This is a genomic window from Bradyrhizobium australafricanum (assembly GCF_020329495.1).
Taxonomy (GTDB): Bacteria; Pseudomonadota; Alphaproteobacteria; order Rhizobiales; family Xanthobacteraceae; genus Bradyrhizobium; species Bradyrhizobium australafricanum.
Genome location: NZ_JAGKJL010000029.1, coordinates 1 through 17,388 on the forward strand (window position 1 = coordinate 1; position 17,388 = coordinate 17,388).

Below are 17,388 nucleotides of genomic sequence, written 5' to 3' on the forward strand. Positions count from 1 at the left end.
CGGCAACGCCCGCCACTGGCAGCCGGTCGAAACGATATAGAGGATCGCTTCGATCACACGACGCAGCTCCGTCTTACGCGGCCGGCCGCGCCGGTTCGCTCGCGGCAACAGGCGTCTGATCAGCGCCCACTCCGCATCGGTCATATCGCTTGCATAACGCAGATCGTCCCGCCGATATTGCTCCCGAGTGATCTTGGTCCAGGGCATCGTGCTCTCCCTCGAATCTTTGCAAATCCGATGGAATCACACCCCACTGAGATCACTCACCCATTTTTCAGTCAGGCTCTCAGGATGACGGAACGTAGAGCTCGGGATGACGGAACGTAGAGCTTCCCTTGCTGCCCCGAGGCGTAACGTGATAGGCCGCCACTCTTGTTGGGTGGCGTTAACACAGGGCAGGTCTATGGCTGACGCAAAATACGACATTCTTGGGATCGGCAACGCGATCTTCGACGTGCTGGTGCAGACCGACGAGGGGTTCCTTGCCCGTCACGGCATGACCAAGGGCTCGATGCAGCTGATCGATGAGGCGCGCGCCACCGCGATCTACGGCGACATGGGGGTGGCGACCGAAATGTCGGGCGGTTCGGCCGCGAACACCATCGTCGGCGTCGGCAGTCTCGGCGCCCGCGCCGCCTATGTCGGGAAGGTCAAGGACGACCAGATCGGCAAGCTCTACGTCCACGATATCCGCGCCGCCGGCGTCGCGTTCGACACCGCGCCGGCCAGGACCGGACCGGCCACCGGCTGCTCCTACATCCTGGTGACGCCGGACGGGGAGCGCACCATGAACACCTATCTCGGCGCCGCGCAGGATCTGACGCCCGACGACATCGATCCGGCCCAGATCGCAGCTGCCAGCATCATCTATCTCGAGGGCTATCTCTGGGATCCGAAGAACGCCAAGGACGCCTTCGTGAAGGCGGCGACCATCGCTCACGGCGCCGGCCGCCAGGTCGCGCTGACGCTGTCGGATTCGTTCTGCGTCGATCGCTACCGCGACGAATTCCTCGACCTGATGCGCAAGGGCATTGTGGACCTGGTGTTCGCTAACGAGTCTGAGCTGCACTCGCTGTACCAGACCTCGGATTTCGACACCGCGCTGAAGCAGTTCGGCAAGGACACCAAGCTCGGCGTCGTCACCCGCAGCGAGAAGGGCTGCGTCGTGATCTCCGGCGACAGTGTCGTCGCGGCGCCCGCCTCGCCGATCGACAGGCTGGTCGACACCACCGGCGCCGGCGATCTGTTCGCCGCCGGCTTCCTGGTCGGTCTCGTGCGCAATGTCGGCCATGAGAATGCCGGCCGGCTCGGCGCGCTCGCCGCGGCCGAAGTGATCCAGCACATCGGCGCCCGGCCGCTGGTCTCGCTGCAGGATCTGGCGAAGCAGCAGGGGCTGCTGGTTTAAGGCGGAGTTTCTCTTCCGTCATGGCCGGGCTTGTCCCGGCCATCCACGTCTTTCTTGTCGTGGATCCGAAGTCGTGGATGCCCGGGTCAAGCCCGGGCATGACGATGTTGAGAGAGTGGGGCCGGCCTCACGCCGTCTTCGCCGCCTTCAATCCGAGCCGCTGCTCGACCGCGTCGCGCATCACGAACTTCTGGATCTTCCCCGTCACCGTCATCGGGAATTCCTCGACGAATTCGACGTAGCGCGGGATCTTGTTGTGGGCGATCTGGCCATGGCAGAAGGCGCGGACCTCGTCGGCGGTGAGCGTTTCGCCCTGCCTGATCCTGACCCAGGCGCACAGCTCCTCACCATAGCGCTCGTCGGCGACGCCGAAGATCTGCACGTCCTGGATCTTCGGATGGCGGTAGAGGAATTCCTCGATCTCGCGCGGATACAGGTTCTCGCCGCCGCGGATCACCATGTCCTTGATGCGGCCGACGATGTTGCAATAGCCCTCGTCGTCGATCACGGCGAGATCGCCGGTGTGCATCCAGCCATTGGCGTCGAGCACATCGCCGGTCTTTTCCTTCTCGTCCCAATAGCCGAGCATGATGCTGTAGCCGCGGGTACAGAGTTCGCCGCGTTCGCCGCGCGGCACTACCTTGCCGTCGAGATCGACCACCTTGACCTCGACATGTGGATGGATGCGGCCGACGGTCGAGACGCGGCGCTCCAGCGGATCGTCGGTCGCGCTCTGGAAACTCACCGGGCTGGTCTCGGTCATGCCGTAGGCGATCGTCACCTCGCGCATGTTCATCTCGGTGTTGACGCGCTTCATCACCTCGATCGGGCAGGGCGCGCCGGCCATGATGCCGGTGCGCAGCGACGACTAGTCGAAGCGCGCGAAGTCGGGATGGTCGAGCTCGGCGATGAACATGGTCGGCACGCCGTACAGCGTCGTGCATCTCTCCTGCGCGACCGTCGTCAGCGTCGCCAGCGGATCAAAACCTTCGCCGGGATAGACCATGGTGGTGCCGAGCGTGACCGAGGCGAGGTTGCCCATCACCATGCCGAAGCAGTGATAGAGCGGCACCGGAATGCAGATGCGGTCCGCTTCGGTCAGGCGCATGGCGCGGCCGGTGAAGTAGCCGTTGTTGAGGATGTTGTGATGGGTCAGCGTCACGCCCTTGGGCGAGCCGGTGGTGCCGCTGGTGAACTGGATGTTGACGGGATCGTCGAATTGCAGGCTCTCGCCGAGCGCCGCAAGCTGTTCGCGATGGCGATCGCCGCCCATCTGCGATACCGCATCGAACGGAATGGTGCCCGGCGCCGCCGGTCCGCCGATCTGGATCACGGCGCGCAGTTGCGGCAGCCGCGCCGATCGCAGATGGCCGGGCTCGGAGCTCGCAAGCTCGGGCAGCAGCGTGTTCAGCATCTCCATATAGGCCGAGGTCTTGAATGCGGTCGCCGTCACGATCGCGGCGCAGCCGACCTTGCCGAGTGCGAATTCCAGCTCGCTGAGGCGATAGGCCGGATTGATGGTGACGAGGATCAGTCCGGCTTCCGCGGCGGCGAATTGCGTTAGCGTCCATTCCGGCCGGTTCAGCGACCAGATCCCGATCCGCTCGCCGCGTTGCAGCCCGAGCGCGATGAAGCCCGCCGCCAAGGCATCGACGCGCTCGGCGAACTCGTTCCAGGTCCAGCGCACATTGTGGCTGGGCGAGACCAGCGCCTCGCGCGTGCCCCAGCGCGCCCGTGCGCGGTCGAGGCTGCGGCCGATGGTTTCACCGAGCAGCGGCGTATCGGAAATGCCGCAGACATAGCTGTTTGCCTTGCTGTCTCCCTTGGGTGTGGGTGCCAAGCTCGTCCTCCTCGTGGTCGTGTTCGTGTCGTCACGCTTTTTGCGTGATCTTAGTCGTTTGGCGTCGGTGGGACAGGCCCGACCTATGGCGGGTACGAAAAATCCCTCCCCGTGAGGGGAGGGATTAACGGCCGAAATGGAACAGCGGTCCCCGCTTCACCTCGCCCCGCCTGCGGGGAGAGGTCGGAACGCATCGCAAGATGCGTTCCGGGTAAGGGGGTACAGGTCTCACCGTGGTCAGATCTCGCGGAAGCAGCCCCTCACCCCAACCCTCTCCCCGTAAGAACGGGGAGAGGGAGAAGAGGTTCTAAGCCGCCCTTTGCCCGCTGCCGGCGTCGAGCCCGGCATAGATGCCCTTCTCGAAGCCTGCGAAGGCTTCCAGGCTGTGCTTGTCGGCGAACGGCAACAGCTGGGTCAGGATCACGCCGCAGACGTCGCGCGACGGATCGATCCAGTAATAGGTGTTGGCAAGGCCCGCCCAGGCGAGGCTGCCGGCGCTGCGGCCTTCCGGCGTCTTGGCGGTGTTGATGAGGAAGCTCAATCCCCACTTCTTGACGATGTCGGGATAGAGATCGACATCGTTGGTGTACATCGGCAAGGCCGTCGTCATCTTGCCGACGGTGAGCTCGCCGATGTGATTCTGCCCCATGGTCGCGACCGTCTCGGCCTTCAGCACCTGATTGCCGTTGCCTTTGCCCTTGTTGAGGATCATCTGGCAGAACTTGATGTAGTCGGCCGCGGTCGAATAGAGGCCGCCGCCACCCATGTGGAATTCGGGGTTCTGCTCGAGCTCGAACGGGATTGCCGCCAGTGTGCCGTCCTCGCCGCGGGCATGCATACCGACCAGCCGCTTGCGCATGTCGTCGGAGATCTTGAAGGCGGTGTCGCTCATGCCGAGCGGCGCGAACACGTTGTCGCGCAGATAGGCATCGAGCTTCTTGCCGGATGCGGCTTCCACCGCCTTGCCGACGAAGTCGATATTGGTGCCGTATTCCCAGCGCGTGCCGGGGTCGGTCATGATCGGCGTCTTGAGCGCGGCATTCAGGCAGGTGATGATGCCGGGCGTGCCGGTCTTTTCCAGATACTTGCCGAGATTGCCGTCCCACATGTCGTAGGCGAAGCCGGCGGTGTGGGTCATGAGCTGGCGCAGCGTGATCGGCTTTTTCGCCGGCCGCAGCTGCGGTTCGCCCTTGGCGTCGAAGCCGTCGAGCACCTGCACCGCGGCGAGATCGGGCAACAGCTTGCCGATCGGCTCATCGAGCGAGAGCTTGCCCTGCTCGACGAGCTGCATCGCGCCCGCCGAGGTCACCGCCTTGGTCATCGAGGCGATCCAGAACACGCTGTCCGCCGTCATGGGATCGCTCTTGGAGAGGTCGCGCTGGCCGAACGCGCCTTCGTAAATCACGTCCTTGCCGGTGGCCGCGATGGCGACCACGCCGGGAATTTCCTTTGCCTCGCTCTTCTGGCGCAATACCTGATCGATCTGAGCCTTGCTCTGCATTGGGGGCTTCCTCCGGTGGGGTTTATTGTTTTGAAGTGGGCGGATCATCCTCCCGCTTTTCCGCTCCCGCAAGGCGGGCGCGATGCGACGACGTCGCGATGTCGTGAAGGCCGGCCGCCAGGAACGGCCTTGGTCGAGAGGCGTTCACCACGCGCGCAGATTTTGCAGGGGACTTCGAGCAAGTCCCGGTGACCTTGGCGGGCGGCCACGGTAACGTGATCAAGGAATGATTTTCGTACCTGATTATTTGCATTAACGCATTCAGATCGCTGCACAAACGGTGCGGCGGATTGGACCGGATTTGACGAAAAGATTCGTCATTTCCCGCCTTGCGGGGGCGCAACAATGATTTCGACATGGAGTGAATGGAAGCGCTATCCGCGGCCGGGCCGCGGCGAGAATATCGAAGCGCCGATCAGCCCAGGTCTCTACGAAGTCCGCTACGCAGGTACCGGCGCACTGCACTCGTTCGAGGCCGTCGAGAATGTCGCGCGGGCGCTGGCGCTGCTGCAGACCGGCGCCAAATCCTGGTTCGGCCGCCGCGATGCGCGGGCGCAGGCCGACCTCGAATACCGGACCTGCGCGACCTCGACCAAGGCGGACGCCAAGGCCGCGGCCGAGCGCATGATCGGGCGTCGTGAAACCTATATGTCCGGCGGCGCGGTCTGATCAGAGCCGTCATTCCGGGGCGATGCGCAGCATCGAACCCTCAGGTGCGCAACTGCGCACCGAGAATCTCGAGATTCCGGGTTCGGCTCTTAGAGCCGCCCCGGAATGACAACCCTCCAACAATCGCGCCGCGTTTGCGTCCAAGCAGGGTCGCGCCCGGCGCCGGTGCATCGCAGCGGCTTTCCGCTTATATAGGCGGCGAACACCCCCAAGAAATTCCAGAAATGACAGGAGTAACGCCATGACCCCGCCCGTTGCCGCACGCGCCACCCAGTCCGCAGCATCCTCCCTGCAAAGCCGCCTGAAGGACCCCTCGCTGCTGCGCGACCGCTGCTACATCGACGGCGCCTGGGTCGGCACCCCCGAATTCGCCGTCAACAATCCGGCGACCGGCGTCGAGCTGATCAAGATCCCGCAGCTGAACGCCGATGACGCGACCAAGGCCGTCGAGGCCGCCGAGCGCGCGTTTCCGGCCTGGGCCAAGCTGACCGCGAAACAGCGCTCCAACATCTTGCGCAAATGGTTCGATCTGATCATCGCCAACCGCGAGGATCTCGCGCTGATCCTGACCTCCGAGCAGGGCAAGCCGCTGGCGGAAGCGCTCGGCGAGGTCGATATCGGCGCCGCCTATGTCGAATTCTTTGCGGAAGAGGCGCGTCGCGTCTATGGCGAGACGATCCCGACGCAGCGTCCGGACGCACGTCTGCTCGCGATCCGGCAGCCGATCGGTGTCTGCGGCGCCATCACCCCATGGAATTTCCCAAACTCGATGATTACCCGCAAGGTCTCGCCGGCGCTGGCGGCCGGTTGCACCGTGGTGCTGAAGCCCGCCAACGAGACGCCGCTGTCGGCGCTCGCGCTCGTTGCGCTGGCCGAGAAGGCCGGCGTGCCGAAGGGCGTGTTCAACATCATCACCGGTGATGCGCCGCCGATCGGCAAGGTGCTGTGCGAGCATCCGGCGGTGCGCTTCGTCGGCTTCACCGGCTCGACCGAGGTCGGCAAGATCCTGTACCGGCAGGCGTCGGTCGGCGTGAAGAAGCTCGGCCTCGAGCTCGGCGGCAACGCGCCGTTCGTGGTGTTCGACGATGCCGACATCGATGCCGCGGTCGAAGGCGCCATCGTTTCGAAGTATCGCAACATGGGCCAGACCTGCGTCTGCGCCAACCGTCTCTATGCCCAGGACAAGATCTACGACGCGTTCGTCTCGAAGCTGTCGAAGAAGGTCGCGGAGATGAAGATCGGCGACGGCACGGAGCAGGGCGTGACGCAGGGTCCGCTGATCAACATGGAAGCGATCGAGAAGGTCGAGCGGCACATCGCCGACGCCGTGAAGGGCGGCGCCAAGATCGTGACCGGCGGCAAGCGCTCGTCGCTCGGCCGCAGCTTCTTCGAGCCGACGGTGCTGTCGGATGTGCGGCCGGACGCGCTGGTCTCGCACGAGGAAACCTTCGGCCCGCTCGCGCCGGTGATCCGCTTCAAGGACGAGGCCGACGTGATCGCGATGTGCAACGCCTCGCCGTTCGGCCTCGCCTCATACTTCTACTCGCGCGACATCGGCCGCGTCTGGCGTGTCGCCGAGGCGCTGGAGTCGGGCATGGTCGGCGTCAACTCCGGCCTGATCACGACCGAAGTGGCGCCGTTCGGCGGCGTCAAGGAATCGGGCCTCGGCCGCGAAGGCTCGCGCCACGGCATGGATGAATACGTCGAGATCAAATACGTGATGATGGCCGGCGTCTGATCGCCGGGCTGCGTGTCCCTTCGCCCTGGCGGGCGAGGGGACGCATGCCCGTGAATTCATCGATTGTCGTTGTCGATCGCTCCGTCCGCCGGCATTCGCGGTCTGCGACAATTCATCACGACGATTGGATGTATCGCGCGGAGCGCAGCGACGATCGCATCAAGAATCTCTCTAACCTCGAGAGCGTCTGTCGGGCGATCGAACCGCGTACGCGCCTCGCCATTTCAAGGACGGAATAAGCGAAACGCGGAATCTGCCGCATCGATGTCGCTTCATGCAGCAGGTGTTATCCCCGTCGCTTAGATGCGTTCTAGTAGGCCTCACAAAGCATGCTGCTTATGCCCCGGTGGTCGCGCTCGAACCCTGATGATGTTCGAGGCGAAGCCAGGAAGAAACCGGGGACCTCATGCTCGTCAGTTCAAACGCTCCACGCGCATTTCAATTCGCGTGCGCGTCTCTCCTCCTTTCCGCGGTCCCTTCGCTCGCCCAGTCGCCTGAGCAGTCACCCGCGAGCAGCGTTGCGCCGCTGCCTCCAGTCGTCGTCACCGCGCCACAGCATCGAGCCACGCCGGTTCGGAGGCCGTCGTCGTCGCGCTCAGTGCGCCCGTCGGCATCGCGTCAGGTGAGCAGGCGCGAGCACGCGCCGCAGGCTGCGGCCACGCCGACGGCCGGCGCGCAGCAGGCGGCGTTACCCGTGCCCTATGTCGGCGGCCAGGTCGCGCGGGGCGGGCAACTCGGCCTGCTCGGCAACAAGGACTACATGGAGGCCCCGTACAGTCTGACGAGCTACACCGAGAAGACGATCCGCGATCAGCAGGCAACAAGCGTTGCGGAAGTGCTGACCAATTCCGATCCGTCGGTACGTGCTGCGATCGGCAGCAGCAACCGTTACGACGCGCTGACCATCCGCGGCTTCCGGGTCGAGAACAGCGAAATCGCCTTGAACGGACTCTACGGCCTCGTTCCGGCCTACCGCATCAATCCGGCTCCCATCGAGCGCATTGAGCTGCTCAAGGGGCCGGGTGCCTTTCTCAACGGAATGGCTCCGCAGGGCAGCATCGGTGGTACGGTCAATGTCGTGACGAAGCGGGCGGCGGAAGACATCACGCGCCTGACCGCCGGCTACATCTCGGATGGACGTTTTGGGACAGAGCTGGATCTCGCACGCCGCTATGGCGAACAGAAGGAATGGGGCGTCCGCTTCAACGGCGGAATTGATGGCGGCAACACCACGATCGATCGGCAGTCGGCGCGTAACGGCGTGGGCTCGCTCGGCGTGGACTATCATGGAGAGCGGTTTCGCTGGTCGGCGGACATCATCTCCCAGGACGACTGGATGAAGGCGGCCCAGCGCGGCTACACGCCCGTGCCCGGCATCGCCATGCCGAGCGCCCCCGATCCGCGCATCAATCTCGCGCAGCCGTTTGACTATGCGCGGTCGCAGAGCCTGACCGGCTTGACCAGGGCCGAATACGATCTCAGCAACAGCGTCACCGTGTTTGGTGCGATCGGCGGCAATCAGTTCCGCTACGACAAGCAGGAAGATCCTGGTGCCACGCTGCTCAACACCGCAGGCGATGCCTTGGGCACGTCACGGTTCCAGACCGGCAAGTCGGAGGGCGCCTCCGGCGAGGCGGGTATACGCGCGCGTTTCGACACGGGTCCCATCGGCCACGAGGTCGTGGTCAGCGGCAGCGCGCAAAACCGGACGGACTGGCTCGGCCAGACCAACTACGCGACCTACCTGACCAACATCTACAGACCGACCTTGTTGACGACCGCCGGCACGCCGGTATCGACATTCCCGGAGGGCAAGTCCGGCTTCCTCGGGCTGCGCAGCGTCGGTGTTGCCGACACCATCACGACAATGGGGGGCCTGTTGCAGGTGATCGTGGGCGCGCGCCAGCAGCAGGTGGTCGCGAACAGCTTCAATCCAGTCAGCGGCCTGGAAACAACGCATTACGACGATAGCGCGACGTCGCCTTCGATCGCCTTGGTGGTGAGGCCGATCAAGCAACTCTCGCTTTATGCCAATTACATCGAAGGGCTGACGCCGGGGCCGACGCCGCCCTCCGGCGCGGTGAATACCAATGCGGTGTTTGCGCCGTTCAAGACGCGACAAGTCGAGGTCGGCACGAAGCTCGATCTCGGAGGCTTCGGTGCGAGCCTTGCGGCGTTCCAGATCAGCCAACCGAGCGGGGTGATCGATCCCATCACCAAGATCTATGGTCTGGATGGCGAGCAGAGAAACCGCGGTATCGAGCTCAATACCTTCGGCGAGGTCACGCCCGGCGTCCGCGTTCTCGGTGGCGTGACCTGGCTCGATGCCCGGCTTACCCAAACGCAGGGCCACCTCTACGACGGCAATCACGCGATCGGCGCGCCCGACCTGCAGGGCAATCTCGGTGTCGAATGGGATACGCCCTTCGTGCCGGGCCTCACCGCGACGGCGCGTGCCATCTACACCAGCCGGGCCTATGTCAGCGCCGACAACGTTCAAAGCGTCCCCGCCTGGGCGACCTTCGACATCGGTGCGCGCTACGCGACGACCCTCGCGGGGCGTCCGACCACCTTCAGGGCGTCACTGACCAATCTGTTCGACAAGCACTACTGGATCGGCAATCCAACCGGCTATGTGATCAGCGGCATGCCGCGGACGCTGTGGCTTTCCATGACGGTGGATTTCTAGCAGAAAAAGCCGAGGGCCATCGCGCGCCGCACGCTGGTGTGCGGTGGCCGCTCAGTCGTCGCGGCTGTGTTGCGAAAGATTCGCCGCCGATCCGGCGATTGCCTCACACGCCCTTGTCGTTCGGGTTGGCGACGGCATCCTTGAGCGGCGCCGTCATCGGAAAATTCAGGTTCACGTTCTTCGGCGGGATCGGCCGCGTGAACCATTTTGCGTAGAGCTCCTGGAATTCGCCGTTCTTCATCATGGCGACCAGCGTCTTGTCGACCAGCGCCTTGAACTCCGGATCGCCCTTGCGAATGATCAGCCCGTAGGGTTCGGTGCGCAGGCTGTCGTCGATGATGCGCCAGTCCGCCGGATTGCGGCTGCCCGCGATCAGGCTCGCCAGCAGAATGTCGTCCATCACGAAGGCCTCGCTGCGCCCGGTGGTCAGCGCGAGGAACGATGCGGCGTGGTCCGCCGTCAGGACGTTCTTGGTCTGAAAGTTCTTTTCCTGGGCCCGTGCGCTCAACAGCCCGATCGAGGTTGAGCCTGACGTGAGCGAGACCGGCCGGCCGCCGAGATCCTCAAAGGTCTTGATCGGCGCGTCCTTCTGCACCACCGCGCGGATGCTCGACACGAAGATCGTGTTGCTGAAGGCGACGACCTTCTGCCGCTCCAGCGTATTGGTGGCGGGACCGCAGACGATGTCGATGGTGCCGTTCTCGATCAGCGGGATCTGGGTGGAGAGCTGGATCGGCTGCAGCCTGGTCTGCAGCGCCGGCAGCTTGAGCTCGGTCTTCACCGCATCGACGATCCGGGTGCAAAGGTCCATCGCAAAGCCGACCGGCTGCTGGTTGTCGTCGAGATAGGAGAACGGGACCGAGACGTCGCGGTGGCCGAGCCGGATTTCGCCGGCATCGCGGATCTTGGCCAAGGTGCCGCCGGACGATTGGGCCTGTGCCGGGGCGGACGCCGCCGCAAGAAAAGCTAGGCATATCAATCGCTTGGTGGCTTGATGCATCGGGTGCCCGCGAACGTTGGCAGTATTGGATATGATAAGGCGAGATTTTATACACAGCATTGCATAATCGGCAGACTGATTTTATACAATCGGCTAGGCTGGATATCCTGGCCGCCGCCGCCGCCGCACAGCGAGAGAGAAGCCGGATGGAGCCCGCAACCGTCACCAGCCATCGAGGGGCCGGACCCCACGGTTCCGCGCCGGACGCCGTGCGCGAGGCATTGCGGGCCGCGATCAGTTCGGGCGAGCTCGCACCGGGATTGCAGCTGCGTCAGGACGAGCTTGCCGCGCGGTTCGGGACCAGCCGCATCCCGGTGCGCGAGGCGCTGCGCCAGCTCGAGGCCGAGGGCTTTGTGACCTTCCTGCCCAATCGCGGCGCGGTGGTCTCGGATTTGTCGATCGACGAGGTGATCGAGCTGCTCGAGATTCGGATCGCGCTCGAATGCCACGCGCTGCGCCTGGCGATCCCGGCCATGGGCGAGATCGATCTCGATGAGGCGACGAAGATCCTCCGCGCCTACGATGCCGAGCCCGATCCGGCGCAATGGGGCGCCTTCAACTGGAAATTCCACGCCACGCTCTACGCGCCGTGCAATCGCCCGCGCCTGCTCGGTATGATCGAGGCGAATTACGGCCATGTCGGCCGCTTCACGCGGGCGCTGGTGTCGCAGGCGACCGGCAAGGAGCGGCCGCAGCGCGAGCATTACCGGCTGCTCGAATTCTGCCGCGACGGCGAGGTCAAGAAGGCGGTCCGGCTGCTGCGCGATCATATCGAGGAGACGCAGAAGACGCTGCGCTCGGCGCAGCGCCAGGCGCAGCGGGATGCAGGCGAGGGGCGCCCTGCCTGATCGTCGTTCAGACAATGTGAATGATCGCGGCCGCGCTGCGCGGCCGCAGGAGAGTGCGCGTGAAGACCAATGACGTCGAAATCCTGGTGATCGGTGCGGGCATCGTCGGCATCGCCACGGCCTACTACCTCGCCGTACAGCACAAGCGCTCGCGCCTGCTGATCGTCGACGAAGGCCAGCCCATGGCATTGACCTCGGCGCAGTCGGGCGAGAACTACCGCAACTGGTGGCCGCATCCGACGATGGCCGATTTCACCAATCATTCCACCGACCTGATGGAGGCGATCGCGCGCCGCAGCGACAACCGCATCCACATGACCCGGCGCGGCTATCTTCTGGTCACGCGCGAGGAGAAGCCCGAAGAGCTGCTGCGGCAGCTCCATGCCGGTTACGGCGCGCAGGCCGAAAAGTTGATCCGCATGCATGAGGGCGACGGCCGAGGCTATCTGCCGCCGCATTCGGCGGATTGGCAGAGTGCGCCCGACGGCGTCGACGTCCTGCTCGGCCGCGACCTGATCCAGGCGCATTATCCGAACTTCGACAAGGAGGTCGCAACCGCGCTGCATATCCGCCGCGCGGGCGACATCAGCGGCCAGCAACTCGGCCAGTACATGCTGGAGACCATGCGTCCGCTCGGCGCGCAACTCCAGCAGGCCAAGGTGGTCGGCATCGCGAAGACCGACCGCTTCACCGTCGAGGTGCTGGCCGATGGCGCGAGGCAGATCATCAAGGCCGACATCATCGTCAACGCCGCAGGCCCGTTCGCGGCACATGTCGCGGCGATGCATGGCGAAGAGCTGCCGATCGTCAATGTGCTGCAGCAGAAGATCGCGTTCGCCGACCGCAACCGCGCGGTCGATCGAAAAATGCCGTTCGCGATCGATCTCGACGGCCAGACGCTGGCCTGGTCTGATGACGAGCGTGAGGCGCTGTCAGCGGCGCCGGAATTTTCGCGTCTGCTGGCGCCGATGCCGGGCAGCATCCATTGCCGGCCTGACGGCGGCGATCACGGCGAGTGGATCAAGCTCGGCTGGGCGTTCAACGCGGAACAGACCACGGAGCCGGTTTGCGAGCCGGAGCTCAATCCCTATTTCCCTGAAGTCGTGCTGCGCGCGGCGAGCCGGCTGCAGCCAAAGCTCGCGCAATATCTCGGCGCGCTGCCGCGCGGCCGCGTGCATTACGGCGGCTACTATCCGATGACCAGGGAAAACTGGCCGCTGATCGGGGCTGCGAAGACACCGGGCGTGTTCCTCGCCGCCGCGCTCTCCGGCTACGGCACCATGGGCGCCTGCGCCACCGGCGATCTCTGCGCCCGCGCCGTGGTCGGCGCGCCCGTGCCAGCCTTCGCCCGCAGCCTCTCGCTCGCGCGCTATCAGGATAAGGCGCTGATGGCTGAACTCGCGGCGAGCGAAAGCCGCGGGTTGCTGTAGCTCGGTCTCACTCTCGTAGCCCGGATGGAGCGAAGCGCAATCCGGGGTTATCGCCGCGCGGCAACCTAGTTCCCGGATTTCGCTTCGCTCCATCCGGGCTACACGTTCTCAGCGCCGCAGCACCGCAATGGTGCGGTTTGGCAAGGCGATCGCGCGCGAGATGGGCGTGTCAGCCCCGCCCGCCCTCATTGCCGAAGGCGCCGTGACGGCCGACGCCGGAGGCAAAGCGCGCCGCGCCCGAGAGCGTTTCGCCCGAAGCGATCACCTCGAGCCCGCCGCGCATCTCGTTCCTGATCGCCTCTTCCTCGTCGAGGTCCCACTGCCGCAGCGCCGACAGCCGGTCGGCGCGCAGGCAGTTCTGCGGGAATTTCGCGATGTCCTTGGCGAGCGCAATGGCGTGGGCGCGGGCCTCGCCCTTCGGCACCAGCCGGTTCGCGAGTCCCATGCGGTGGGCTTCGGGCCCGGCAACCGGGCGTCCGGTGAGGATCAGGTCGATCGCCTGCGAATGGCCGATCAGTCGCGGCAGGCGGATGGTGCCGAGATCGATCAGCGGCACGCCGAAGCGGCGGCAGAACACGCCGAAGGTTGCGTCCTCGGCCACGACGCGCATGTCGGCCCACAGCGCGAGCTCCATGCCGCCGGCGACCGCAAAGCCTTCGATCGCGGCGATCACCGGCTTCGACAACCGCAGCCGGCTCGGTCCCATCGGCGCGATCGTGTCGTGGCCGCCGACCTCGCGCTTCTTCTCGGGATCGCCCGCCGCCACCGCCTTCAGATCGGCGCCGGCGCAGAAATAGCCGCCGGTGCCGGTGAACACCGCGACCGATGCGCTCGCGTCCGCATCGAAGGCGAGAAACGCGTCATACAGCTTGCGCGCGGTGGCGCCATCGACGGCGTTGCGGTTGTGCGGACGGTTGATCGAGATGATGGTGACAGGACCGTCGCGTTCGACGAGCACGGTATCGGCATCGGACATGGGGCGCTCCCTGGGCTGTTCTTGTTGTGCCCGGAGAGTGGCATCAGTGGCGACCTCGGTGCAATCCCACGACAGACAGCGCAATTCCGCAGGGTGGGCAAAGCGAAGCGTGCACCGCTCATTCCCCGTCATCCTGAGGTGCGAGCGGAGCGAGCCTCGAAGGATGGACGGCCACCAGCCGGGCCGTCGACCCTTCGAGACGGCCGCGTTGCGGCCTCCTCCAGCGACAAAGGCGAAGCCTTTGCGCGGGGGTGACGGTGAAAGAGCGTACGCGCCGACGGTGCAGCTAAACCTTCAGCTCGCTTCCCGTCACGCGGCGATACGCTTCCAGATACCGCTTGCTCGTCGCATCCACCACGCCGGCCGGCAGCGGCGGGGCCGGCGCGTCGCCGTTCCAGCGACCGGCGCGGCGCTCGACGTCGAGATAGTCGCGCAGTGGCTGCTTGTCGAAGCTCGGCTGCGACTGGCCAGGCTTGTAGGCATCGACCGCCCAGAACCGCGACGAATCCGGCGTCATCACCTCGTCGATCAGGATGATGCGGCCGTCCTTGTCGCGGCCGAACTCGAATTTGGTGTCGGCGATGATGATGCCGCGGGCGCGGCTGGTCTGCTCGCCGTAGCTATAGACGTCGCGCGCCATCTTCTCCAGCGTCGCAGCGACGTCGGCACCGACGATCTCGCGCATCCGCGCGACCGTGATGTTCTCGTCATGGCCGGCCTCGGCCTTGGTCGCCGGACTGAAGATCGCGGGCTCGAGCTTCTGGCTCTCGACCAGGCCGGCCGGCAGCTTCTCGCCGGCCAGCGTGCCATCGGCCGCGTATTCCTTCCACGCCGAGCCGGAGATGTAGCCGCGGATCACGCATTCGATCGGGAACACGGTGGTGCGCTTGCACAGCATCGCGCGGCCGAGGATGTCGGCGCGATGATCCTTCAGTTCAGGCACCGCGCGGATGATCTCGTCGGCATCGGCGCTGATCATGTGATGCGGCACGGTGCCCTCGAGCTGCCGGAACCACCAGGCGCTGATCTGGGTCAGCACCGCGCCCTTCATCGGAATGGTTTCCGCCATCACCACGTCGAATGCCGAGATGCGATCGGTGGTCAGCAGCAACACGCGATCGTCGCCGACGGCGTAGATATCGCGCACCTTGCCGCGGCCGATCCGGGGCAGGGGCAAATCGCTGGATAGCATCGCGGTCATGGCGTGATCTCTCTAGGTGGCTTTTCAAAATAGGTGGCTTGCAAAGACGAGCGCCCGCACACGGCCGTGCGGGCGTTCGAGGTTATCACAGGAAATAACTCACTCCGGCAGCGGAATGAACTCGTGTTCGTGCGGAACCTGCGCGAAACGGCCGGTTTTCCAGTCCTGTTTGGCCTGCTCGATCCGTTCCTTGGATGACGAGACGAAATTCCACCAGATGTGGCGCGGCCCTTCCAGGGCGTCGCCGCCGAGGAACATCATGCGGGTCGGCCGCAGCGTCTTGACGGTGATGCGGTCGCCGGGCCGGAAGATCAGGAGCCGCGGCCCCTCGTGGCGGTCGCCCGCGATCTCGACCTCGCCGTCGACGAGATAGATCGCGCGCTCCTCATGGTCGGGGTCGAGCGGCACCGAGGTGCCGGCCTTCGCGGTCACCTCGGTGTAGAACCAGGGCGAGACCATGCTGACCGGCGAGGTGATGCCGAATGCCGAGCCCGCGATGATGCGCGCGGTGAAGTCGCGCTCGGAGATCATCGGCAGGTCGCCGGCGCCATAGTGCTGGAACGACGGCGCGATCTCCTCCTTGCCCGCCGGCAGCGCGATCCAGCTTTGCAGGCCCAGCATCTTCTGGCCGTCGCGGCGCTGCACGTCAGGCGTGCGCTCGGAATGCGCGATGCCGCGGCCCGCGGTCATCAGGTTCATCGCGCCGGGCTGGATCTCCTGGATGTTGCCCTCGCTGTCGCGGTGCATGATGCTGCCGTCGAACAGATAGGTGACGGTGGCGAGCCCGATATGCGGATGCGGCCGCACGTCCATGCCCTTGCCGGCGAGATACTGCACCGGCCCGAAATGGTCGAAGAAGATGAAGGGCCCGACCATCTGCCGCTTGCCGTGCGGCAATGCGCGGCGCACCGCAAAGCCGTCGCCGAGATCGCGGGTGCGCGGCACGATGATCAGATCCAGCGCGTCGCAGGTCTTGGGATCGCCGAGTTCGGGATCGGTCGAGGGCTGCCAGCTCATGTCGGACTCCTTACAGTAGTGTAGCGATGATACTCTTTTGCCGTGATCATACTCTCTATCCGTCGTCCCGGCCAAGCCAACGGGTCGGCGCGAAGCGCCGCCCGATGACAGGCTCCGCGCGAGCCGGGACCCATAACCACCGATGCTAGTCTTGCGAAGGCTGCGGCCCCAGCCCTGCTCACCAAGTGTTATCGGTGGTTATGGGTCCCTGCTTTCGCACTAGCGTATATACATATCCTCCGCAGTCTTTCCGGAGTCTTCTCAAAGAGTTGGCCGAAAACCGCAGAGAACTTACTCATCTGCACTAGGGTTGCGCCCGCCGATTTCGGCTCTCGCCTAGTAGCTAACCCCTTGATGATGAGTCGGTTTTCTAGCCTCGAAGAGATGTGTAAATGCCCTAGTGCTTTCGCAGGGACGACGAATTACTTGTGGCTTGCACCTGCTCTCGATGGCAGCAAGTACAAACTTGGAAACCGGAGACAGTCATGGTTTCTCTGATCAAGCCAGGCGCAAGACTGCTGCGGGTCGATGGTCCCGTGATCGAGACCGCGCGGCTCATCCTGCGGCCGTGGCGCGCATCGGATATTGCTGAGAACACGCGGATGCTGTCCGATCCCGAGACGGCGCGCTTCATTACGCCGGATCACCAGCCGGTCACGTCTGAGCTGAAGGGCTGGCGCAATGCCGCCGTCATCTCGGGCCACTGGGCGCTGCACGGCTTCGGCATGTTCGCGGTGGAGGAGAAATCTTCCAGCCGCTACATCGGCCGCGTCGGCCCGTATTATCCGCCGGAATGGCCCGGCTTCGAGGTCGGCTGGGGCATCGCCAAAGAGCATCGCGGCAAGGGCTATGCGGTGGAAGCGGCGCGTGCCGCGATCGACTTTGTGTTCGCGAACTTCACGGTCGACCGCATCATCCATTGCATCGATCCGGCCAACGTCGCCTCGCAGGCGGTGGCGCGGCGACTCGGTGCCGTGAACGAGGGGCCGGGCAGGCTCGAGGGCGATGTGGTCGATATCTGGGTGACGTCACGTCAGCGCTGGCAGCGCGAGCCATCTTGAAAAACCACGTCCG

At 64.9% G+C, this 17,388-nt stretch carries 13 protein-coding genes and 1 pseudogene; 7 read left to right on the forward strand and 7 right to left on the reverse strand.

What is annotated here, in order from left to right; genetic code table 11:
- On the reverse strand, positions 1-207 hold a 207-nt coding region (locus J6525_RS24445; RefSeq protein ID WP_225646143.1), incomplete at its 3' end, for a transposase.
- A gap of 196 nt (positions 208-403) precedes the next feature.
- Here J6525_RS24445 and J6525_RS24450 point away from each other — a divergent pair.
- Entirely contained in the window at positions 404-1,405 is a 1,002-nt protein-coding gene (locus tag J6525_RS24450) for an adenosine kinase (RefSeq protein ID WP_225646619.1), read from the forward strand.
- A 127-nt stretch (positions 1,406-1,532) separates the two neighbouring features.
- Here J6525_RS24450 and J6525_RS24455 read toward each other — a convergent pair.
- Positions 1,533-3,194, reverse strand: a pseudogene (locus J6525_RS24455) (AMP-binding protein).
- 358 nt (positions 3,195-3,552) lie between these two features.
- The gene (locus tag J6525_RS24460) at positions 3,553-4,746 is read right to left on the reverse strand and encodes a serine hydrolase domain-containing protein (RefSeq protein ID WP_092080985.1); all 1,194 of its coding nucleotides are present in this window, start codon (positions 4,744-4,746) and stop codon (positions 3,553-3,555) included.
- Between the two features lie 345 nt (positions 4,747-5,091).
- Here J6525_RS24460 and J6525_RS24465 point away from each other — a divergent pair, with 345 nt between their 5' ends.
- The 3 genes from J6525_RS24465 (at position 5,092) to J6525_RS24475 (ending at position 9,842) form a co-directional block, all read left to right on the forward strand.
- Positions 5,092-5,415, forward strand: coding sequence for a hypothetical protein (locus J6525_RS24465; RefSeq protein WP_092080983.1), 324 nt, complete (start codon positions 5,092-5,094; stop codon positions 5,413-5,415).
- A gap of 241 nt (positions 5,416-5,656) precedes the next feature.
- Entirely contained in the window at positions 5,657-7,153 is a 1,497-nt protein-coding gene (locus tag J6525_RS24470) for an NAD-dependent succinate-semialdehyde dehydrogenase (RefSeq protein WP_225646620.1), read from the forward strand.
- 622 nt (positions 7,154-7,775) lie between these two features.
- The gene (locus J6525_RS24475) at positions 7,776-9,842 is read left to right on the forward strand and encodes a TonB-dependent receptor (protein ID WP_225646621.1); all 2,067 of its coding nucleotides are present in this window, start codon (positions 7,776-7,778) and stop codon (positions 9,840-9,842) included.
- A gap of 103 nt (positions 9,843-9,945) precedes the next feature.
- Here the strand turns inward: J6525_RS24475 and J6525_RS24480 are convergent, their stop codons facing one another.
- Positions 9,946-10,842, reverse strand: coding sequence for an amino acid ABC transporter substrate-binding protein (locus J6525_RS24480; RefSeq protein WP_376708556.1), 897 nt, complete (start codon positions 10,840-10,842; stop codon positions 9,946-9,948).
- Between the two features lie 146 nt (positions 10,843-10,988).
- Between J6525_RS24480 and J6525_RS24485 the strand changes: the two genes are divergently transcribed.
- Both J6525_RS24485 and J6525_RS24490 read left to right on the forward strand, forming a co-directional pair.
- Positions 10,989-11,690: a GntR family transcriptional regulator gene (locus tag J6525_RS24485; protein ID WP_225646623.1), complete on the forward strand. Its 702-nt coding sequence runs from the start codon at positions 10,989-10,991 to the stop codon at positions 11,688-11,690.
- 59 nt (positions 11,691-11,749) lie between these two features.
- A complete protein-coding gene (locus J6525_RS24490; RefSeq protein WP_225646624.1) occupies positions 11,750-13,120 on the forward strand; it encodes an NAD(P)/FAD-dependent oxidoreductase in 1,371 nt (456 codons plus the stop codon).
- A 169-nt stretch (positions 13,121-13,289) separates the two neighbouring features.
- Here the strand turns inward: J6525_RS24490 and J6525_RS24495 are convergent, their stop codons facing one another.
- The 3 genes from J6525_RS24495 to J6525_RS24505 form a co-directional block, all read right to left on the reverse strand.
- Entirely contained in the window at positions 13,290-14,096 is an 807-nt protein-coding gene (locus J6525_RS24495) for a crotonase/enoyl-CoA hydratase family protein (protein ID WP_225646625.1), read from the reverse strand.
- Between the two features lie 286 nt (positions 14,097-14,382).
- Positions 14,383-15,297 carry a phosphoribosylaminoimidazolesuccinocarboxamide synthase gene (locus J6525_RS24500; RefSeq protein ID WP_225646626.1) on the reverse strand — a complete coding sequence of 305 codons (915 nt, stop codon included), beginning with the start codon at positions 15,295-15,297 and terminating at the stop codon, positions 14,383-14,385.
- Between the two features lie 99 nt (positions 15,298-15,396).
- A complete protein-coding gene (locus J6525_RS24505) occupies positions 15,397-16,314 on the reverse strand; it encodes a pirin family protein (protein ID WP_028335539.1) in 918 nt (305 codons plus the stop codon).
- Positions 16,315-16,799: 485 nt separating this feature from the next.
- On the opposite strand from J6525_RS24505, the gene J6525_RS24510 reads away from it, so the two are divergent.
- On the forward strand, positions 16,800-17,375 hold the full coding sequence (locus J6525_RS24510; protein ID WP_225646627.1) for a GNAT family N-acetyltransferase: 576 nt from the start codon (positions 16,800-16,802) through the stop codon (positions 17,373-17,375).
- Positions 17,376-17,388: the final 13 nt, after the last annotated feature.